This is a genomic window from Sphingomonas sp. BAUL-RG-20F-R05-02, from assembly GCF_022662305.1.
GTDB lineage: Bacteria > Pseudomonadota > Alphaproteobacteria > Sphingomonadales > Sphingomonadaceae > Sphingomonas.
Window position 1 is genome coordinate 226066 of the sequence record NZ_JAKNQH010000005.1, and the last position, 17037, is coordinate 243102.

Consider the following 17037-nt stretch of genomic DNA (forward strand, 5'->3'; position numbering starts at 1 on the left):
GGCGCGTCAGCCCTTGGCGCCGTTGGCGCCGTCCGCGCCGGATTTCTTCGGCACCTCGATCTTCTGCGGCGCACTCGCCGGCACGGCCTTGACCTTCATGTTGGGCTTGGTCTTGCCGACGCCCTGGACGATCACCTTGTCGCCCGGCTTCAGGCCGCCGGTGACAATCCAGTCGGTGCCGAACGTGCGCGTCGCGGTGACGTCGCGCAGCACCGCCTTGTCGCCGTTCAGCACGAACACGGTGGCCTCACCCTTGGCGGTGCGCGAGACCGCCGGTTGCGGTACGAGAATGGCGTTGTTGTCGACCGACTGCGCAAAGCTTGCGCGGACGAACATGCCGGGCAGCAGCAGCCCCTGCGGGTTGGGGAACACCGCGCGCACCGTCACCGTGCCGGTGGTCGGATCGACCACCACTTCGGAGAATTCGACCTTGCCCTTGATGCCGTAGTCCGTCCCGTCCTCCAGCCGCAGCGTGACGGAGGCGGTGGTCGGCACCACGCCACTGGTCGCGAGCGCGCGGCGCAGGTTGAGCAGATCGCTGCTCGATTGCTGGATGTCGACATAGATCGGATCAAGCCGCTGGATCGTCGTCAGCGGATCGGTCTGGCCGGCGGTGACGAGCGCACCGGCGGTGAAGAGCGACCGCCCGATCCGACCGGTGATCGGCGCGGGTACGGTGGTGAAGCGCAGGTTGATCTTCGCGGTTTGCAGCGCGGCGCGTTGCTGCGCCACGGCGGCCGCGGCCTGCCGTGCGGCGGCCTGCGCATCGGTGTAGTCCTGCTTCGCCACCGCCTCGATCTCGGCGAGCGGCTTGTACCGTTCGGCCTTGATGCGGGTCGATTCGGCATTGGCCTGCGCGCTTTGCAGATTGGCCTGCGCCTGGTTGGTCGACGCGCGGTACAGGCTCGGGTCGATTTCGTAGAGCGGCTGGCCCTGGTGCACCAACGCGCCTTCCTTAAAGAAGCGCTTGTAGATCACGCCGGACACCTGCGGCCGCACGTCCGAGCTTTCGTAGGCGGACGTGCGCCCGGCCAGTTCGGTGACGATCGGCACGCTGCTCTGCTTAGCGACGATATAGCCGACCTCAGGCGGACCCTTGGGCCCTTTGCCCTTTCCACCGGCGCCGCCTTGCGCGCCCGATCCCGAACAGCCGCCAAGCGTGACCGTGCACAGCAGGGCGATCGCTGGGATGATGGAAGCGGGAGAGGACAGGACGGGACGGCGGAACTGAGCGAGCGTCATCGTTTCTCCATCGCATATCCGCCACCGGTCAGGGCATTGCGGTGATCTGGTCACCGCAACCACCGCCGAACGCCGGATATCGGGGCAATACGCCATAGCATTAGACGCATTATCTTGCGGCGCAACACGCCCGATTCGGGCTTACCGCAATTTGGCGATGCTCAGCCCGTCCGCCTTGGCACGATCCTTGGTCGATTCCTCGCTACGCTTCAACGCCTTGGCGATCGCCTTCAGCGCCATGCCCTTTTTCGCCAGCGTGTGCAGCTTCTGGATTTCGTCGGTGGTCCAGGGCTGGCGGTGGCGTTCGAATCGATCTTCGCTCATCGGTGTGGACTACGCCAAACGGACACTGTGCGCCATCTCGACATCGCGGGGGCGGGCGGGCAGAGCGTGGTCGATAAGATGGAGGGTGGCTTGGACAATTATGATGTCGTGATCGTCGGCGCCGGGCATGGCGGCGCGCAGGCGGCGATCGCGCTGCGCCAGAACGGTTTCGCGGGCACGATCGCGATGATCGGCGACGAGCCGGAGATCCCCTACGAGCGCCCGCCACTGTCCAAGGACTATCTCGCCGGCGACAAGAGTTTCGAGCGTATCCTGATCCGCCAGCCCGCTTTTTGGGCGGAGCGGGCGGTTACGATGCTGCTCGGTTCCGCCGTCGTTCGCGTCGATCCAGAGGCGCGTACGCTGGACACGGCGGCGGGCGCGGTGATCGGTTATGGCAAGCTGATCTGGGCGACTGGCGGCAGCCCGCGTCGGTTGAGCTGCGCCGGACACGATCTGCGCGGCGTCCACGGCGTCCGCACCCGCGCGGATGTCGACCAATTGATGCGCGAACTGCCGCAGGTGACGCGCGTCGTCGTGGTCGGTGGCGGCTATATCGGCCTGGAGGCGGCGGCGGTGCTGGCGAAGTTCGGCAAGCACGTGACTGTGCTGGAGGCGCAGGACCGGGTGCTGGCGCGGGTCGCCGGCGAACCGCTGTCGCGCTTCTACGAGGCGGAACACCGCGCTCACGGCGTCGACCTGCACCTCGGCGCGAGCGTGGTGTGCATCGAGGAACGGGATGGCGCGGCGTGCGGCGTGCGGCTGGCGGACGATAGCGTGCTGGCGTGCGAGATGGTGATCGTCGGCATCGGCATCATTACTGCGGTCGCGCCGCTCCTCGCGGCCGGCGCGGAGGGGCACAACGGCGTTACCGTCGATGCGCAATGCCGTACCAGTCTCGCCGACGTGTTCGCGATCGGGGACTGCGCGGCGCACGCCAACCGCTTTGCAGGCGGCGCGACGATCCGGCTCGAATCGGTGCAGAATGCCAACGATCAGGCGACGGTCGCCGCCAAGACCATCGTCGGTGAGAGCGTCGCTTATGATGCGGTGCCGTGGTTCTGGTCCAACCAATATGACCTGCGACTGCAAACCGTCGGCCTGTCGATCGGCTACGATGCGATGGTGCTGCGCGGCGTGACGGAGACGCGCAGCTTTTCGGTGATCTACCTGAAGGCGGGCCGGGTGATCGCGCTCGATTGCGTCAACGCGGTCAAAGACTATGTGCAGGGCCGCGCGCTGGTGCTGGCGGGCGCGGAGATCGACCCTGTGGCGCTCGCCGACACCAGCGTGCCGTTGAAGGCGCTGCTGCCCGTATGAACCGGAGACCGTTATGAGCCTGATCCTCGCCGCCCTGTTGCTCGCCCCCCAGGCGAGCGCGTCCGACAAACTGCCGCCCGCCAACCCGATCCCGCTGGCGGACGCCGACACGCGCGACGTGATCGCGCCGGTCAACGCGTTTCTCGCCGCCATCGCGGCGAGCGACCCGAAGGCGATTGCGGCGGTGGTGCGGCCCGATGGCGGCGCGATCTATGCGGTGGAAAATCCGGACGGCACGCGCAGCATCACGCGGCGGAGCTGGGCGGAGGTGGCGGCGCGCTTCGCCCCCGGCGGCGATCGCTTCGAGGAACGCATCAGCGATCCCGCGATCGAAAGCGACGGCGACGTCGCGATGGTGTGGGCGCCCTATGTGTTCCGCGTGAACGGCAAGGTGCAGCATTGCGGGGTCGACCATTTCGACCTGATCCGCGAAGGCGGCACGTGGAAGATCGCCAATGCGAGCTGGTCCTCGCGCACCACGGGCTGCGACGCGCAATAAAGCGCGTCGTGGCCGAACCGGCATAATCTTGCGACAAACTGCGGGCATTTGAGCCTCATCATCTTAAGGGGCCCTCATGCGTCGCACGTCCATCGTCCTGTCCGTCGCGCTTGCCGGCACCGCGACCGCTGCCCTCGCGCAGTCAGCCGCGCCGCCGGCGGCACCGCAGCGTCCGCAGCAGACCGCGCCGAGCGATGAGGCCGAGGATCCCGCTGACATCGTCGTGCAGGGACAGAAGCCGCCCGGCTCGGTGGTCGGGGACATCCCGCCCGAGCAGACGCTTGGGCCGGCGGACATCCGCTCTTACGGCGTCAACTCGATCTCCGATCTGCTCAACGAACTGTCGCCGCAGACGCGCAGCGATCGCGGCAGCGGCGGCGCGCCGGTGGTGCTGGTCGACGGCAAGCGCATCTCCAGCTTCGCCGAAATTCGCGACATCCCGACCGAGGCGATCCTGCGTGCGGAAATCCTGCCCGAAGAGGTCGCGCTGAAATACGGCTACCGCGCCGATCAGCGCGTGGTGAACATCGTGCTGCGCCGCCGCTTCCGCGCGCTCACCACCGAACTCGCCGATACGCAACCGACCGAGGGCGGCAGCAACACGCCCGGGGTAGAGGCGGACCTGCTCAAGATCCAGGCCGGCAAGCGCGCCAACCTCCATCTGTCGTACAAGGCCAGTTCCGCGCTGACCGAGGCGGAGCGCGACATCACCGCCGCGCCCAGCAATTTCGCGACCGGCGGTAACATCACCGGCGTCGGCGGCGGCGCGATCGACCCCGCGCTCGGCACCGCCACGATCGTCGGCGTGCCCGGCAGCGCGGCGACCACCAACCCGACGATCGGCGATTTCGCCGCGACCGCCGCGAATGTCACCAATCAGGGCCAGTACCGCACACTCGTGCCGTCGAGCCGCGATTTCTCCGCCAACACGGTCTACGCGACATCGATCTTCAACAATGTCAGCGCCACCGTGAACGGCCGCCTAGAGGTGACCGACAGTCAAGGCCTGGTCGGCCTGCCGACCGCGCAGTTGACGCTGCCAGCCGGCAATCCCTTCTCGCCGTTTTCGCAAGCCGTGGTGGTGAACCGCGCGCTCGGCGACGGCTACATCCCGCTCCGCCAGCAGAATTCGAGCGTCGTCACCCATTTCGGCACCACGCTGAACGGTACGCTCGCCAAATGGCAATGGTCGGTCACCGGCAATTACGACCGGACCGACAGCGAGACGTTTACCGACCTCGGTGTCGATACCTCGGCGTTCCAGACGCGGCTCAATGCGGGCGACCGGACCGCCAACCCGTACGGGCCGCTCGCCGGGCAGTTCACCGGGCTGCCGGTCAACCGCGGCTATTCGACATCGCAGACCGGCGGCGCGGACGCGTTGTTCAGCGGGCAGTTGTTCAAGCTGCCGGCGGGGGCGATCTCCACCGCGATCCGCGTCGGTGCGCAAACCAACAGTTTCGACAGCCGATCGTACCGCGCGAATATCGAGCAGGTCGGCAACGTCCAGCGCGATATCGTCAACGGCCAGATCAACCTCGATCTGCCGCTCACCAGTCGCGCCCGGCATGTGCTCGGCGCGATCGGCACCTTGTCGGCCAACGTCAACATCGCGGTCGATCACCTGTCGGACTTCGGCACGCTGACGACGATCGGCTACGGCGTGAACTGGGCGCCGATCCCCGCCTTGCGCATCCTCGCCTCCGCCACCGACCGCGACGACGCGCCGAGCGCGCAGCAGCTCGGCAACCCGACCATCGTGACGCCCAACGTGCGGGTGTTCGATTACGTCACCGGCACCAACGCGATCGTCACCTCGATCAGCGGCGGCAACCGTGCGCTTATCAGCAGCACCAGCCATACCAAGAAGCTGGAGGGAACGCTGAAGCCCTGGGCGGCGAAGGACATCAGCTTCATCGCCAACTATATCGACGTTCGCACCGAAAACCCGGTCGCCGCCTTCCCCGGTGCGACGGCGGCGATCGAGAGCGTCTTCCCGCAGCGTTTCATGCGCGATGCCGATGGCGATCTTCTGCAGGTCGATTCGCGGCCGATCAATTTCGCGGAATCGAGCCGCTCCGAACTGCGGTACGGCGTGAACTTCTCGATCAGGCTGAAGTCGCACATCCAGAAGGCGTTCGAGGCGTTTCGCGCCGGCAAGGGGCCGAACCCGCTGGCAGGGCTGTTCCCGCCGGGCGGCCGGCGGCCGGGCGGACCGGATGGTGGCCCGCGCGGCGGCCCCGACGGCGGTCCTCCGCCCCCCGGCGGCGATGGCCCGCGCGCGGGCGGCTATGGCGGCGGCGGACCGGGCGGTGGCGGCGGACCGGGCGGCGGTGGCGGCTTCGGCGGCGGTCGTGGCGGTCGCGGCTTCGGTGGTGGTGGACGCGGCGGGCAGGCGGGCGGTCGGCTCCAGTTCGCGGTCTATCATACCTGGCACTTCACCGATCGCGTGCTGGTCGCGCCGGGCGGTCCGTCGCTCGATCTGCTGGGCGGCGACACGGTCGGCTCGGGCGGCGGGCAGTCGCGTCACGAGATCGAGGGGCAGGCGGGTTACAGCAACAACGGCTTCGGCGCGCGTCTCTCCGCCGATTGGCAGAGCGCGACGGATGTGACCGGCGGCACGATCGGCAACCCCAACCCGCTGCGCTTCTCCGCGCTCGGCACCATCAACCTGCGGCTGTTCGCCGATCTCGGCCAGCAATTGCCACTGGTGCGGGCGCATCCGTGGGTGCGCGGCATGCGTGTGGCGCTCGGCATCACCAACCTGTTCGACACGCGCCAGACCGTGACGGACGCGCAAGGCGTGACGCCGATCAGCTACCAGCCGGGCTACCTCAACCCGCTTGGCCGGACGATCCGCTTTTCGGTCCGCAAACTGTTGTTTTGAGGGCATCGGTTGTGAACCAATTGCGACCCCGCGCGTCGGGCTTGCATTCGTGACAGCGTCCGCGACATGACCGCGGCGTAAACCCCAAGGAGTCCTGCCGATGCCAACCGCCTTAATCACCGGCGCCACCTCCGGCATCGGCGCCGCCACCGTGCGCGAACTGGCGAGCGCGGGCTGGCACGTCGTCGCGACCGGCCGGCGCGCCGACCGGCTCGAGGCGCTTGCCGCCGAAGTGGGCGAGCTCGTCCACGTCGCCGCGTTCGACGTGCGTGACGAGGCGGCGTTCGAGGCGGCGCTCGCCGCACTGCCGGCGCCGTTCAGTGACATCGACCTGCTCGTCAACAACGCCGGCCTCGCGCTCGGCACCGCGCCCGCGCACGAGGCGAAGCTCGACGACTGGCGCACGATGATCGACACCAACGTGACCGCGCTCACCACCGTCACGCACCGCCTGCTGCCGGGGCTGGTCGCGCGCAAGGGCGCGATCATCAACCTGTCGTCGGTGGCGGCGACCTATCCGTACACCGGCGGCAACGTGTACGGCGGCACCAAGGCGTTCGTTCACCAGTTCAGCCTCGGCCTGCGGTCCGATCTCGCCGGCACCGGCGTGCGGGTGACCTCGATCGAACCCGGCATGGTCGAAACCGAGTTCACCCTGGTGCGCACCGGCGGCAATCAACAGGCGTCCGACACGCTCTACGGCGGTGCCGAACCGATGACGGCAGAGGATATCGCCGCGACCATCGCTTGGGTGGCGACGCTGCCACCGCACCTCAACATCAACACGCTGGAACTGATGCCGGTACGGCAGAGCTTCGCCGGCTTTCAGGTGACGCGGGCGTAAGCGCGAGGGCAGGCCGCGAGGGGAGGGGGAGCCCTACTCCTGTATCCAGTTGCCCTCGCGGAACCACTTGGTGACGATGTACTTCGTGCCCTTCATCACCGCGACGCCTTCGTGCAGCGTATTGTCGTTGGGGCTGCCGTCCGCGTTCATGTTGTTCCAGGCGATCAGCAGCCCGCGCTTCGGGTTGACGCGTAGCCCCGCCAGCGGAAACCACGTCGCGCCGCCTTCCTCGACATCGTTGAGGTAGATCATCGCCGTCCACGTGCGCTGTCCGCCGCATTGCTGCATCGCCGGCCAATAGGGCTGATCCTCGCTGAACCAGTCGCAATGCGCGCGGAACTGCTGGCCGGGGGCATAACGCTGGCCCTGCATCGTCTCGCCATGCACCGGATCGAGCCCGAGCAGCCCGGCGATTGCTTCGTCGGTCGGGCGCACGTCGGGCGACCAGCGATCCATGTCGCAACTGTCGCTGGTGCGGTAATCGGGTTCGGCGGTGCTCAGCACGGTGGAGGGGCGGCGGTTCGCGTCGATCATCGCGCGCAGCCGTCGGCATTGCTCCGCGCTCAGGAAGTCGGGATGGTAGAACAACTGCACCGCGTCGCTCTTGCCCCGCGTGGTGGCGGGATTGGCTTCGAGCCGGGTACCCACCGACTCGCCATAGAAGGCGCGCACCGGCGAAGCCTTGGTCGATTTCTTCTTGAAAAACATGGGCGTGCTTTTCACCCGGAAGTGACGCGGAAAACAAGAGGCCGGACGATGCTTCGTCCGGCCTCCCCGCTCGCTTTACCAGAAGATGTCGTACACCGTGTCGACGACCCGGCCGGTGTAGATGTCGACGAGCAGCGCGTCGTTGTAATAGCGCACCCAGCGATACGGGCCGTATGCGGGCGGCAGCCGATAATCCGCCGCATCGTCGATCCAGTAGCTCTGGTTGTACAGGATCGAGTCGAGCGTCAGGCCGACGCCGAACCTGCGGTAGCCATAGCCCCAGCCCGACGGCGCATAGTAACGCGGCAGGTGGTAGGCGCCCCGGTTGCTGCTGCGGTAGGCGTTGTAGTTGTAGCGGTTGTCCTGCCGCCAGCCACGGTTCCAGTCGCGCCCGCCATTGTCACGGCCGTTCCAGCCGGAGCCACGGTTCCAGTCGGCGCGGCTGCGATTGTCGCCGAACGCACCGCCGCGATCGTCGCGCCGCCCCTGCCAGTTGCCGCCGCGCCCATCCGCGCGATCATCACGGCGCGGTTCGTTGCCCTGCCAACCGGGGCCACCGGGACGATCGCGATTGCCCTGCCAGCCGGGATTGCCCGGTCGGCCCTGATCGCCACGGTCGCCGCCCTGCCAGCCGGCGCGGGGTTGATCGCCGCCCTGGCCGACTGTGCGCATCTGATCCCGGCCCTGCCGATTGCGGCCGTCGCCGTCGCGGCCCTGGAAGCCCTCACGACCAGCGCCAAAACCCTGCGGGCGTGGCTGCTGCCCGATCCCGCTGGCGTTGCCGCCGCCCTGCCAGCCGCGATCACCCTGATACTGCGGCCGAGTGTTGCCATCGGTACCACGCGCCTGCCAGCGCCCCTGACCTTGCTGCGCCTGGGCGGGTTGCTGAGCCTGCACAGGCGGCTGTGCCTGCGGCCGGGGCTGGCCCTGCGCGCGCTGCCCGCCGTCGCCACGCTGGCCGCCGCCATGCCATTCGCGATGGTCCTGCGCGAATGCCGCCGCAGGCACCAGCGCCGATGCGGCCATGATCGCCGCAAGCAGATACTTACGCATCGGGAAATCCTCCTCCGGGCCAGCGAATGATTCGTGGCCGATGATGCGGTATGCAGTCCGACCGCTGATCCTTGTCTGAACTATCGTGACAGCATCCAGAAAGGATTCATTGCGGTGTTGGCGTCAATGCAGGCACGCGCTTCGCCGCTTCATCGGGGGAGGTGCCGGGCGATGCGCCCGCTTCGATGTTCTCGTCACCACGCGCCACGCGCGCCGCCCGTAAAACGGCATCGACCACACGCGGATATACCCCGCACCGACACAGATTGGTGATGCCGGCGCGGATCTCGTCTTCGCTGGGGTTGCGGTTCTTCTTGAGGAACACCGCCGCCGCCATCACCATGCCGGGAACGCAGAATCCGCACTGCGTGACGTTCTTGGCCAGCCACGCGAGCTGCACCGGATGTGAGCGGTCGCGCGACAAGCCTTCGATCGTCGTGACGAAACTGCCCTCGATCGCGCCGATCATGGTCTGGCAGGATTTCACCGCTTCGCCATCGACATCGACGGTGCACGCGCCGCAATCCCCCGTGCCGCAGCCATATTTCGCGCCGGTCAGATTGGACGCATCGCGCAGCGCCCACAGCAGCGGCGTCTTCGGGTCGAGCCGGTACTGGACCGGCTGATTGTTGACGGTGAAGCGGGTCATGGTCCTACTCCTGTTCCGACCGGCAGCCTAGAACGCCGAAATCCCTGTGATACCGCGCCCGAGGATCAGCGCGTGGACGTCGTGCGCGCCTTCGTAGGTGTTGACCGTCTCCAGGTTCATCAGGTGACGCATCACCTGATATTCGCCCGAAATGCCGTTGCCGCCGTGCATGTCGCGCGCCACCCGTGCGATATCGAGCGCCTTGCCGACGTTGTTGCGCTTGACCATCGACACCATTTCCGGCGCGAAGCGGCCCGCATCCATCAATCGCCCGACCCGCAGGCTTGCCTGTAGCCCCAGTGCGATCTCGGTCTGCATGTCGGCGAGCTTCTTCTGGAACAACTGCGTACCCGCCAGCGGCCGGCCAAACTGCTTGCGATCGAGGCCATAAGCCCTTGCGGCATGGAAACAGAACTCCGCCGCGCCGAGCGCACCCCAACTGATTCCGTAGCGCGCACGGTTGAGGCAGGAGAACGGCCCCTTCAACCCGGAAACCTCGGGGAACAGCGCGCCCTCGCCAACCTCGACGTCCTCCATGACAATCATGCCGGTGACGGAGGCACGCAGCGACAGCTTGTTATCGATCTTGGGCGTCGACAGCCCGGCTAGCCCACGTTCCAGCACGAAGCCCCGGATCGCGCCGCCATGTGCGTCGGATTTCGCCCACACCACGAACACGTCGGCGATCGGCGCGTTGGTGATCCACGTCTTCGCGCCAGACAAGCGGTAGCCGTCCGCCGTCTTCACCGCGCGCGTGGTCATGCCGGCAGGGTCGGAGCCGGCATCCGGCTCGGTCAGTCCGAACGCGCCGATCCATTCGCCGGTGGCCAGACGCGGCAGGTATTTCGTCTTCTGCGCTTCCGATCCGAACGCGAGGATCGGGTACATGACGAGGCTCGACTGCACCGACATCATCGAACGGTAGCCGGAGTCGACCCGCTCCACCTCACGCGCGACGAGGCCATAGGCGACGTAGGAGGCGCCGACGCCGCCATATTCCTCCGGCACCGTCGCGCCGAGTAGGCCGAGCGCGCCCATCTCGCGGAAGATTTCCGGATCGGTCTCCTCGTCGCGGAAGGCGGCGACGATGCGGGGGGCGAGCTTGTCGTCGGCATAGGCGCGCGCGGTGTCACGGATCATCCGCTCGTCTTCCTCCAACTGATCGTCGAGGAAGAAGGGGTCAGCCCAGTCGAACGCGCTCATGCCGGCCATGTCAGTCTCTCCGAATGTTTGTCAGCGCCCGAGCACGCGCGCCATGATCTTGTCCAGTTTCGCCAACAACGCCGGATCACGCGCTTCGGGCGCGGTGATGAGCGCATGGTCGAGCACGGTGTCGAGCGGCGACGCCTCGCGGCGCTCCGGCAGCGCCGCCACGAACGCCGCTACCGTCTTGCGCGCAGTATCGCCGTTCGCCTGCATCTGCTTGATGACCTCGCTTACCTCGACATGCGCTTCGCTGGTCCGCCAGCAATCGTAATCCGTCACCATGCCGATCAAGGCATAGGGGATCTCGGCCTCGCGCGCGAGCTTCGCTTCCGGCATCGCCGTCATGCCGATCACGTCCGCGCCCCATTGCCGGTAAAGCAGGCTCTCCGCCCGGCTCGAGAATTGCGGCCCCTCCATCGCCACATAGGTGCACCCCTTGGCGACCTTGCCACCCGCCGCCGCCACGGCCTCCGCCGCGAAGCCCGACAGGCGCGGGCAAACCGGTTCAGCCATCGACACATGGGCGACCATGCCGGTGCCGAAGAAGCTCGACGCACGCGCGACAGTGCGGTCGATGAACTGATCGACGATCACGAACTTGCCCGGCTCATACTGTTCCTGAAGGCTGCCGATCGAGGAGATGGCGAGGATGTCGGTCACGCCGCTGCGCTTCAACGCATCGATATTGGCGCGGAAGTTGAGCTCGGACGGGCTGATCCGGTGGCCGCGACCGTGACGCGGCAGGAACACCAGATCGACGTCGCCGATCGAGCCGAACAGCAGTTCGTCAGACGGTTCGCCCCACGGCGTCTCGACGCGACGCCACTGCGCGTTCTGCAACCCCTCGATCGCGTACAGACCGGAGCCGCCGATGATGCCGATCGTCCATTTGCTCATTGAAGAGGTTCCTGAATTGCTGCGCTTTGGCAGCGGTCTTGAGCCGAAGCGTCCCCCGCGCGCAAGGCTGTTGATGGTGTGATGGGGGCGGGTGCCGCCGCCGGCGAAGCCGTCGGCCGGGTTCGGCGTTGGCGCCGACCCGCCGGCCGTGCCGGGCGCTGCGGCCTTGCCGCATCGGCCCGTGACGCGCCTGCGCCCGTCAAATCACCTGCATCTCGCTGTTGTAATGGTGCCACGTGAAGATCGCGAGTGCGCCGCGGTGCGGGCGCCACGCCTCCGCCAGTTCGCGCACCCGCTTTTCGCTCGGCCGGACCTCATGCCCCAGCAGGCGTCCGATCTCGATCTGAACGGCCAGATCACCCGCCGGCCAGATATCCAGCCGCCCTTCCGCGAACAGCAGGTAGATTTCCGCCGACCAGCGGCCGATGCCCTTGATCCGCACCAGTGCGGCGATCGCTTCCTCGTCGTCCGCCGGCAGCGCGTCGAAGTCGAGCCGGCCGCTCGTGACCTCATCGGCAAGGCTGCGCGCGTAGCTTGCCTTCTGGCGCGAGAGGCCGGCGGCGCGTAGCGTCTCGTCGCTGGCGCGGGCGATGTTGTCGGGGTCGTCGAGCGATCCGACCAGCCCCTCCAGCTTGCGATAGGTGCTGTCCGCCGACAGCGTGCTGACCTGTTGGCCGATGATGGTGCGCAGCAAGGTGGCATGGCCGCGCGGGTTGATGCGCGGCGCCGGATACCCTGCGCGCAGGATCGCGGCGGCGAACGCCGGTTCGACCCGGGCCAGCGAATCCAGTTCGCTGCGCAGTTGTTCGGCAGTCAGGCCCATGGAAGCATCCTTGATTTGGCCCGGCGTGCGCGGCATGGCGGGCGCGAAAGCACCCGGAGACGTTTCAATGCCCAAGCTTATCGTCGTGACCCGCGAAGGGGAAGAACGCGCACTGGACGGTCAGACCGGCCACAGCGTGATGGAGATCATCCGCGACGCCGGCATCGACGAACTGCTCGCGCTGTGCGGCGGCTGCTGTTCGTGCGCCACATGCCACGTCCATGTCGACCCGGATTTTGCGGCCAAACTGCCGGCGATGAGCCCGGACGAGGACGATCTGCTCGATTCCACCAGCGACCGCAACGCCACCTCGCGTCTGTCGTGCCAGCTTCCGTTCAGCGACGCGCTGGACTGCCTGAAGGTGACGATCGCCGCGGAGGACTGACGGGTAGAGGCCAGCACGCTGCTGGCCGGTGCGGCAAGGCCGCACTACCCGGCACGGCCGGCGGGTCGCGCCAGCGAACCCGACCGACGGCGGCGGCTTTGCCGTCGCCGCTGCTGCACCAAACACGCGGCAGCAACCAGGGGGAGCAGGCCGAAACCCGCTCCCCCTGGACGTGAGATCAGCCCTTTTTCTCGGGCGCGATCGTGATCTTCACCGTTTCGCCGCTGTTCCCCGGGAAGCCGGTGAACATCGCCTCGACCAGACGCGGCACCAGATAGGGAAGGTCGTCGGTGCGCGACTGCGCCTTGGCGGTACCCTCGAACACATGCGCGCCGGTGTCGGCCCGTTCCATCGTTACCATCAGCTCGCTGGTGTAGACGGTGTAGCTCGACACGTCGGGGCCGAAGCCGCCGCCGAACAGGAATGGATCGTTGAAGCCATAGGCGAAGCGGCTGCGGCCGTAATAGCCCCAGCGCGGGCCGCCCCAACCGCCGAATCCACCAAAGCCGCCATACCCACCGTATCCGCCAAAGCCGCCGACGCCGGGGGTCGTCACCGTACGCTCACGGCCATGATCGACACCGTATGCGACCTTGACGATCAGATCGGCCGGGCCGCCCTGCGCGGGGCGATACCCCTGCTGCTGAAGCTTGCCGGCGACCATGTTGGCGTATTCGGTAAACTCGAGCCCGCCGCGCAGGTTCGGATCGACCGCCTGCACCACGAAGGTCTGGCCGGACGCCGGCGCAAGTTGTTGGAAACGGGAAACCTTCGCCGCGAACGGCTGCGCACAGCCGCCGAGCGCCAGAAGCGCGACGGCAGCGAGAGAAAACATCTTCATGATTTCACGACCTTGTTGGAAGCGACACGCTCGCGATGGAGCACCACGGCCGTCACAATGCCGCATCCGGCATGAATAACGGTTGAACGGACATCTGCATAGGACGGATCGTTGTCACGACCGCCCCTGCAAACCTCTCATTCATGTTGTGCCGCGCGGCACGCCCCGCAAGGGTGTCGCCTACAGATGCAGGCCGACTGCCGCCTGCGCCGCGCGCAAGGTCGGTGCGCCGAGCGCCGCCGCCTTGGCCGCGCCGTCCGCCAGCGTCGTCGCGACACTCGCGCGATCGGCGAGCAGGGCGGTCAACCGGTCCCGCAGCGGCCCTAGCGTGGCGATGGCGAGATCGGCCAGCGCCGGCTTGAACGCGCCGAACCCCTTGCCGGCATGATCCGCCAGCACCGCCTGCGGCTCCACGCCGGCAAGCGCCGCATAGATCGTCACGAGGTTGAGCGCCTCCGCACGGCCTTCCAGTCCGGCCACTGTTTCGGGCAGCACGTCCGCGTCGCTCTTGGCCTTGCGGAACTTGGCGGCGATGGTGTCGTCGCTGTCGATCAGGTTGATGCGCGATGCGTCGGAGGGATCGGACTTCGACATCTTCGCCGAACCATCGCGCAAGCTCATGATGCGCGGCGCCGCCTTGGAGATCAGTGGCTCGGGCAGCGGGAACAGCTCGACGCCGAAGTCGCCGTTGAACTTGGTGGCAATATCGCGTGCCAGTTCGAGATGCTGCTTCTGGTCATGCCCGACCGGCACATGTGTCGCCTTGTAGAGCAGCACGTCGGCGGCTTGCAGGACAGGGTAGGTGAACAGCGCGACCGACTGCGTCTCGCCGCTCTTGCCCGCCTTGTCCTTCCACTGCGTCATGCGGTTGAGCCAGCCCATCCGCGCGGTGCCGCTCAGCAACCAGCAGAGCTCACTGTGCGCGGGGACGCGCGCCTGATTGAACAGGATCGACCGTGCCGGGTCGATGCCGCAGGCGAGCAGGGTGGCAGCCATCTCGATCGTGTTGGCGTGCAACTCCGCCGCGACTACCGGCTGCGACAGCGCGTGCAGGTCCGCAAGGAAGAACAGGCAGGTGTCGTCCGGCCCCATCTGGTCCTGAAGCGCGACCCACTGCTTGATCGCGCCGAGGTAATTGCCGAGGTGGAGGTTGCCGGTGGGCTGGATGCCGGAGACGACGCGCATTGCAGTCTTTCGTGTCAGGCGGCGCGACGGCGCCGCAGGAAGGCGAGGTCGGCGCGGGTGAACGCGCCGAGAGCGAAGGTGGCGATCGCATAGACCACACCACCCGCGCCGACCAGCACCACCATCGCACCCGTCCGCACCGCCCAGCTGCCGTGCGTATAGGGCGTCAGCAACCCTTGCAGCAGCCACAGCACCAGCCCCATCGCCAGCGCCGCCGCCGCCAGCCGCCACGCCCGCCGGCGCAGCCGCGCGTCAGGGGCGAAATGACCGCGTTGGCGTAGCGCCCGGTACAGCAGTGCGGTGTTGACGGTGGAGGCGAGTGCGGTCGCCAGCGGCGGCCCCATATGCTTCAGCGGCAGGATCAGGACGAGGTTGAGCACCAGATTGACGACCATCGACGCCGTCGCATAGCGGACCGGGCTTTTGGTATCGGCACGCGCGTAGAAGCCGGGGGTCAGCACCTTGACGAGGATGTAGCTCGGCAACCCGATCGAGAAGGCGGCGAGCGCCTGCGCGGTGTAGAGCGTGTCGGCGGCATCGAACCGGCCGTGTTCGAACAGCGCCGCGACGATCGGCCCGCCGCACACGATCAGCGCGACCGTAGCGGGCAGGGTGAGCAGCAGCGCCAGTTCCATGCCCCGGTTCTGCGTCTCCATCGCCGCCGCCTCCTGCCCGCTGCCAAGCTGGCGCGAGATCATCGGCAGCAGCACCGTGCCAAGCCCGATGCCGATCAGCCCGAGCGGCAACTGGTTCACCCGGTCGGCCATGTAGATATACGTGACCGAGCCGTGCGACAGGAAATGCGCGGCGAGCGCGGAGGACACGACAAGGTTGATCTGCACCGCGCCGGCCCCCGCAGCGGCGGGCCAGATCAGCGCGAGCATCCGCTTCACGTCGGGGCTGAGGCGCGGCAGGCGCGGGCGGATGCCGACGCCGTTGGCGCGGCACGCCCAGGCCAGCCACGCGAGTTGCAACGCGCCAGACACGCTGACGGCGATCGCCTGATTGCGGCCGGTCACGATCGGGTCGGGGCTGTGGAACAGCAGCAACGCGGCAATCTGCGTGATGTTGAGCAGGATCGGCGCCGCCGCGTTGACCCAGAATTTGTGTAGCGAATTCAGAATACCGCCGAGCAGCGACACGATGCTGATGAGCATCAGATAGGGTATGGTGAAGCGCGAGAACATCACCGCCTGCGCGAACTGCGCGTCGGTCACGTCGTGGAAACCGCCGGACAGCGTCAGCGTGACCGGCCAGGCGGTGAGTTCGAGGATCACCGTCATCACGAGGAGGATCGGCAGCAGCACCGACAGCACATCCTGCGCGAAGGCGATGCCGTCGGGCAGGCCGTTACCGCGCTCGTCGCCAACCTTCTTGTTGAACATCGGGATGAACGCGGCGGAAAACGCGCCCTCCGCGAACAGCGCGCGGAACAGGTTGGGCAGGCGGAACGCGATCAAAAAAGCGTCGGACGCGAAGCTTGCGCCGACATAGCGGGCGAACAGCGAATCGCGCACCAACCCCAGTACGCGGCTGGCGAGCGTCAGCCCGCCGATCGAGCCGAGCGCGCGCGCGAGGTTCATCGTCCGCTGCTCGGCTCGCTACCAGCGATCAGGCGTGGCCGGTCACGTTGACGTTGCCGTTCTGCTGCGCCGCCTGCTGGAGGTACAGCGCGCCGAAGTCGATCGGCTCCAGCATCAGCGGCGGGAAACCGCCGTCACGCACTGCATCGGCCAGCACGCGGCGGGCGAACGGGAACACCAGGCGCGGCGCTTCGCCAAGCAGGAAGGGCTGGACATGCTCGGCGGGGATGTTGCGCAGGCCGAACAGCCCGGCGAACGACAGGTCGACCAGGAACGCGACGGTGCCCTCGCTCTCGGCGCGGACCTCGATGCGCAGAACGACCTCGTGCACGTCCTCGCCGACCTGATTGGCGGCGATGTTGAACTGCACGTCGATCGAAGGGGCACTCGCCGTCTGGTAGATCGCCGGCGCGTTCGGGTTCTCGAACGACAGGTCCTTGACGTATTGCGAGATCAGCCCGGCCTGCGGTGCCTCGTCCTCGCCGCTCGCGAACGGCGCGTTGCTGGTGATGATGCCGTCGTCCTGTTCGTCCATGGAACTCGCCCTTAATCTCATCGAAGATATGCAGCCAGAAGCGCTGGCGCTGCCGA

The 17037-nt window shown here is 67.3% G+C and carries 17 protein-coding genes; 5 read left to right on the plus strand and 12 right to left on the minus strand.

The genetic code is table 11. The features are described from left to right. Positions 1–6 precede the first annotated feature (6 nt). Both L8F97_RS13165 and L8F97_RS13170 read right to left on the minus strand, forming a co-directional pair. A complete protein-coding gene (locus L8F97_RS13165) occupies positions 7–1242 on the minus strand; it encodes an efflux RND transporter periplasmic adaptor subunit (RefSeq protein ID WP_242150744.1) in 1236 nt (411 codons plus the stop codon). Positions 1243–1383: 141 nt separating this feature from the next. After that, positions 1384–1566 (minus strand): hypothetical protein, encoded by a 183-nt coding sequence (locus tag L8F97_RS13170; RefSeq protein WP_069207285.1) that lies wholly within the window; start codon positions 1564–1566, stop codon positions 1384–1386. Between the two features lie 78 nt (positions 1567–1644). Between L8F97_RS13170 and L8F97_RS13175 the strand changes: the two genes are divergently transcribed. The 4 genes from L8F97_RS13175 to L8F97_RS13190 all read left to right on the plus strand — a co-directional run bounded on the left by L8F97_RS13175 (position 1645) and on the right by L8F97_RS13190 (position 7116). Continuing rightward, a complete protein-coding gene (locus L8F97_RS13175) occupies positions 1645–2886 on the plus strand; it encodes an NAD(P)/FAD-dependent oxidoreductase (RefSeq protein WP_409929046.1) in 1242 nt (413 codons plus the stop codon). A 13-nt stretch (positions 2887–2899) separates the two neighbouring features. Then, positions 2900–3385 (plus strand): nuclear transport factor 2 family protein, encoded by a 486-nt coding sequence (locus L8F97_RS13180; protein WP_242150747.1) that lies wholly within the window; start codon positions 2900–2902, stop codon positions 3383–3385. Between the two features lie 76 nt (positions 3386–3461). Further along, the gene (locus tag L8F97_RS13185) at positions 3462–6272 is read left to right on the plus strand and encodes a TonB-dependent receptor (protein ID WP_242150750.1); all 2811 of its coding nucleotides are present in this window, start codon (positions 3462–3464) and stop codon (positions 6270–6272) included. 100 nt (positions 6273–6372) lie between these two features. Then, a complete protein-coding gene (locus L8F97_RS13190) occupies positions 6373–7116 on the plus strand; it encodes an SDR family NAD(P)-dependent oxidoreductase (RefSeq protein WP_242150753.1) in 744 nt (247 codons plus the stop codon). A 33-nt stretch (positions 7117–7149) separates the two neighbouring features. Here the strand turns inward: L8F97_RS13190 and L8F97_RS13195 are convergent, their stop codons facing one another. From L8F97_RS13195 to L8F97_RS13220, 6 genes are all read right to left on the minus strand, one after another. Beyond that, positions 7150–7824: a prolyl hydroxylase family protein gene (locus L8F97_RS13195; protein WP_242150755.1), complete on the minus strand. Its 675-nt coding sequence runs from the start codon at positions 7822–7824 to the stop codon at positions 7150–7152. A 75-nt stretch (positions 7825–7899) separates the two neighbouring features. Beyond that, positions 7900–8877, minus strand: a complete 978-nt coding sequence (locus tag L8F97_RS13200; protein WP_242150758.1) for an RcnB family protein — start codon at positions 8875–8877, stop codon at positions 7900–7902. 106 nt (positions 8878–8983) lie between these two features. Next, positions 8984–9526 (minus strand): (2Fe-2S)-binding protein, encoded by a 543-nt coding sequence (locus L8F97_RS13205; protein WP_242150761.1) that lies wholly within the window; start codon positions 9524–9526, stop codon positions 8984–8986. A 27-nt stretch (positions 9527–9553) separates the two neighbouring features. Beyond that, positions 9554–10738: an acyl-CoA dehydrogenase gene (locus L8F97_RS13210; protein ID WP_242150763.1), complete on the minus strand. Its 1185-nt coding sequence runs from the start codon at positions 10736–10738 to the stop codon at positions 9554–9556. A 21-nt stretch (positions 10739–10759) separates the two neighbouring features. Next, positions 10760–11629 carry an S-methyl-5'-thioadenosine phosphorylase gene (locus L8F97_RS13215; protein WP_242150766.1) on the minus strand — a complete coding sequence of 290 codons (870 nt, stop codon included), beginning with the start codon at positions 11627–11629 and terminating at the stop codon, positions 10760–10762. A 199-nt stretch (positions 11630–11828) separates the two neighbouring features. Further along, on the minus strand, positions 11829–12452 hold the full coding sequence (locus L8F97_RS13220) for a DNA-3-methyladenine glycosylase family protein (protein WP_242150769.1): 624 nt from the start codon (positions 12450–12452) through the stop codon (positions 11829–11831). 67 nt (positions 12453–12519) lie between these two features. Between L8F97_RS13220 and L8F97_RS13225 the strand changes: the two genes are divergently transcribed. After that, positions 12520–12837 (plus strand): 2Fe-2S iron-sulfur cluster-binding protein, encoded by a 318-nt coding sequence (locus L8F97_RS13225; RefSeq protein ID WP_242150771.1) that lies wholly within the window; start codon positions 12520–12522, stop codon positions 12835–12837. A gap of 178 nt (positions 12838–13015) precedes the next feature. On the opposite strand, the gene L8F97_RS13230 is transcribed toward L8F97_RS13225, so the two are convergent. The 4 genes from L8F97_RS13230 to secB all read right to left on the minus strand — a co-directional run bounded on the left by L8F97_RS13230 (position 13016) and on the right by secB (position 16981). Next, on the minus strand, positions 13016–13678 hold the full coding sequence (locus L8F97_RS13230) for a DUF4136 domain-containing protein (protein ID WP_242150774.1): 663 nt from the start codon (positions 13676–13678) through the stop codon (positions 13016–13018). A 180-nt stretch (positions 13679–13858) separates the two neighbouring features. Beyond that, the gene (trpS, locus tag L8F97_RS13235) at positions 13859–14863 is read right to left on the minus strand and encodes a tryptophan--tRNA ligase (protein WP_242150777.1); all 1005 of its coding nucleotides are present in this window, start codon (positions 14861–14863) and stop codon (positions 13859–13861) included. A gap of 14 nt (positions 14864–14877) precedes the next feature. Beyond that, positions 14878–16446, minus strand: a complete 1569-nt coding sequence (gene murJ / locus L8F97_RS13240) for a murein biosynthesis integral membrane protein MurJ (protein ID WP_242150780.1) — start codon at positions 16444–16446, stop codon at positions 14878–14880. A 28-nt stretch (positions 16447–16474) separates the two neighbouring features. Next, complete coding sequence (secB, locus tag L8F97_RS13245) at positions 16475–16981, minus strand: protein-export chaperone SecB (protein ID WP_242150783.1); 507 nt, start codon at positions 16979–16981, stop codon at positions 16475–16477. Positions 16982–17037: the final 56 nt, after the last annotated feature.

Excerpts from the sequence above, each read along its gene's own strand:
- secB (WP_242150783.1), bottom strand. The coding sequence starts at position 16,981 with ATGGACGAACAGGACGACGGCATCATCACCAGCAACGCGCCGTTCGCG.
- L8F97_RS13210 (WP_242150763.1), bottom strand. The coding sequence starts at position 10,738 with ATGGCCGGCATGAGCGCGTTCGACTGGGCTGACCCCTTCTTCCTCGAC.
- L8F97_RS13220 (WP_242150769.1), bottom strand. The coding sequence starts at position 12,452 with ATGGGCCTGACTGCCGAACAACTGCGCAGCGAACTGGATTCGCTGGCC.
- L8F97_RS13230 (WP_242150774.1), bottom strand. The coding sequence starts at position 13,678 with ATGAAGATGTTTTCTCTCGCTGCCGTCGCGCTTCTGGCGCTCGGCGGC.
- L8F97_RS13195 (WP_242150755.1), bottom strand. The coding sequence starts at position 7,824 with ATGTTTTTCAAGAAGAAATCGACCAAGGCTTCGCCGGTGCGCGCCTTC.
- L8F97_RS13180 (WP_242150747.1), top strand. The coding sequence starts at position 2,900 with ATGAGCCTGATCCTCGCCGCCCTGTTGCTCGCCCCCCAGGCGAGCGCG.
- L8F97_RS13225 (WP_242150771.1), top strand. The coding sequence starts at position 12,520 with ATGCCCAAGCTTATCGTCGTGACCCGCGAAGGGGAAGAACGCGCACTG.
- L8F97_RS13185 (WP_242150750.1), top strand. The coding sequence starts at position 3,462 with ATGCGTCGCACGTCCATCGTCCTGTCCGTCGCGCTTGCCGGCACCGCG.
- L8F97_RS13205 (WP_242150761.1), bottom strand. The coding sequence starts at position 9,526 with ATGACCCGCTTCACCGTCAACAATCAGCCGGTCCAGTACCGGCTCGAC.
- trpS (WP_242150777.1), bottom strand. The coding sequence starts at position 14,863 with ATGCGCGTCGTCTCCGGCATCCAGCCCACCGGCAACCTCCACCTCGGC.
- L8F97_RS13170 (WP_069207285.1), bottom strand. The coding sequence starts at position 1,566 with ATGAGCGAAGATCGATTCGAACGCCACCGCCAGCCCTGGACCACCGAC.
- L8F97_RS13215 (WP_242150766.1), bottom strand. The coding sequence starts at position 11,629 with ATGAGCAAATGGACGATCGGCATCATCGGCGGCTCCGGTCTGTACGCG.
- L8F97_RS13200 (WP_242150758.1), bottom strand. The coding sequence starts at position 8,877 with ATGCGTAAGTATCTGCTTGCGGCGATCATGGCCGCATCGGCGCTGGTG.
- L8F97_RS13175 (WP_409929046.1), top strand. The coding sequence starts at position 1,645 with ATGGAGGGTGGCTTGGACAATTATGATGTCGTGATCGTCGGCGCCGGG.
- murJ (WP_242150780.1), bottom strand. The coding sequence starts at position 16,446 with ATGAACCTCGCGCGCGCGCTCGGCTCGATCGGCGGGCTGACGCTCGCC.
- L8F97_RS13190 (WP_242150753.1), top strand. The coding sequence starts at position 6,373 with ATGCCAACCGCCTTAATCACCGGCGCCACCTCCGGCATCGGCGCCGCC.
- L8F97_RS13165 (WP_242150744.1), bottom strand. The coding sequence starts at position 1,242 with ATGACGCTCGCTCAGTTCCGCCGTCCCGTCCTGTCCTCTCCCGCTTCC.